Source organism: Nonomuraea zeae (genome assembly GCF_005889725.1).
Lineage (GTDB): Bacteria > Actinomycetota > Actinomycetes > Streptosporangiales > Streptosporangiaceae > Nonomuraea > Nonomuraea zeae.
Genome location: NZ_VCKX01000646.1, coordinates 1 through 1,794, shown reverse-complemented (window position 1 = coordinate 1,794; position 1,794 = coordinate 1). Strand labels below are relative to the sequence as shown.

Below are 1,794 nucleotides of genomic sequence, written 5' to 3'. Positions count from 1 at the left end.
CGACTGGGCCGTCCAGCACGCCCTGAGTCCCACCCGACCCACCGGACACCAGCGCATCCCTGGCCCCAGCGCCGCCCGGCGCCAGCACGCCCCCGTTCCCGGCCGAGCCATCCGACCCGAGTGCGCCCCGAGGCCCGGCCGAGCCACCCGGCTCCAACACGCCGCCGGTCCTGGCCGAGCCGCCCGAGCCCGCCCCGCCGCCGATCCTGGCCGAGCCGTCCGGCTCCAGGGCGCCGGCTGCCCCGGCCGAACCCCGCACATCCGCTGGACCTCCGGGCCCCGGCGCGCTCACCGACCCGGGGGCGCCTGCTGGATCGGCCGGCGGGGACATCGGCGACGCCGCCGCACCCGCACCGGCGGCGAGGACCGCCGGTGGGGTGAGGGCTGCGGTCGCGGCCACCCCCAGCACGGCCGTCATCCGGATCGTCCGCTGAACCACGATGCCCACCACGTCGCCCCCGTGACTCTCTGTAATCGGCGCGGCTCAGTCTGTCAGGCGCATTACCGCGCAGGCGACGGGGTTACGAGGACCCCAAGGTAAAATCTTCGCCACCCTTACCGGATCGTCCGGAAAAAAGCGCGAATGCCGGCCACCAGCGAGTCCGGCGCCGCCAGCCCGACCATATGGCTGGGGCTGTGCTCGTTTCCCCAGTACACGATGTCGTTCTCACGCTCTGCGATCCGGCGCATCACGCCGGGCCCGCCGTGCGACACGCCGGTCGGCACCGCGCGCTGGGCGACCGGCAGCCCCGCGGCCCCCTCGTAGTACGTCCACGACGACGACCCGCCGGTCCCCGTCAGCCAGTACAGGCTGGCGTTGGTGAGCACCAGGTCACGGCTGATCGGCTCGGCCTCGGGCGCCGACCACCCGTCGAACTCCTTGAACCGCTCCACCAGGTACGCCAGCTGCGCCACCGGCGAGTCCGCGAACCCGTGCGCGAGCGTCTGCGGCCTGGCCGCCAGATAGGGCCCGTACCCGCTGCCGCCGTGCATCCAGTCGGCCATCCCGGCCAGGTCGGCCAGCTCCTCCTCGCTCAGCCCTTCCAGCTCGGCGGGGTCGCCCGTCGGGATGCCCAGCCCGGCCGTGATGAGCGACCCGGCCACGTGCTCGGCGTCCAGGGCGGCCAGCCGCGGGGTGACGAGCGCCCCCGCGTCGTTGCCCTGCGCGCCGTACCGCTCGTATCCGAGGCGGCCCATCAGCTCGGCCCACGTGCCCGCCACCCGGTCGATGCTCCACGGCCGCTCGTCGGCGGGCTCGGGGAACGGGGAGAAGGCGAAGCCGGGCAGCGACGGCGCCACCACGTGGAAGGCCGTGGCGGGGTCCAGCCCGTGCCCGCGCGGGTCGGTGAGCGGCCCGATGACGTCGAGGAACTCGGCCACGGTGCTGGGCCAGCTGTGCGTGAGGATCAGCGGCAGCGCGTCCGGCTCCGGCGAGCGCACGTGCAGGAAGTGGATCACCTGCCCGTCGATGACGGTGGTGTACTGCGGGAACGCGTTGAGCCTGCCCTCCTGGGCCCGCCAGTCGAACGTGCTGCCCCAGTAGGCGGCCAGCTCGCGCAGGTAAGGGGCCGGCACGCCCCTGTCCCATCCGCCGGGCAACTGCGCGGCCCACCGGGTACGCCGCAGGCGCTCCTTCAGATCGTCCAGGTCGGCTTGCGGGATATCGATACGAAAAGGTGTGATCTCGTCCATGACCAGGACTCTAGGAACGAATGCGGCGAGCTTCGTTCCGCAATAGCCCCAACCTCGAAACCGATCGCCCTCCAGCACACCGCAGTCCGGCCCTCCCGCGCC

General features: G+C 73.2%; 1 protein-coding gene and 1 pseudogene. Both read right to left on the bottom strand.

The features are described from left to right. A pseudogene (locus ETD85_RS62075) lies at nucleotides 1-439 on the bottom strand (hypothetical protein); the annotation flags it as partial. A 116-nt stretch (nucleotides 440-555) separates the two neighbouring features. Further along, a complete protein-coding gene (locus ETD85_RS62070; RefSeq protein ID WP_138699061.1) occupies nucleotides 556-1,692 on the bottom strand; it encodes an epoxide hydrolase family protein in 1,137 nt (378 codons plus the stop codon). Nucleotides 1,693-1,794 lie beyond the last annotated feature (102 nt).

Excerpts from the sequence above, each read along its gene's own strand:
- ETD85_RS62070 (WP_138699061.1), bottom strand. The coding sequence starts at position 1,692 with ATGGACGAGATCACACCTTTTCGTATCGATATCCCGCAAGCCGACCTG.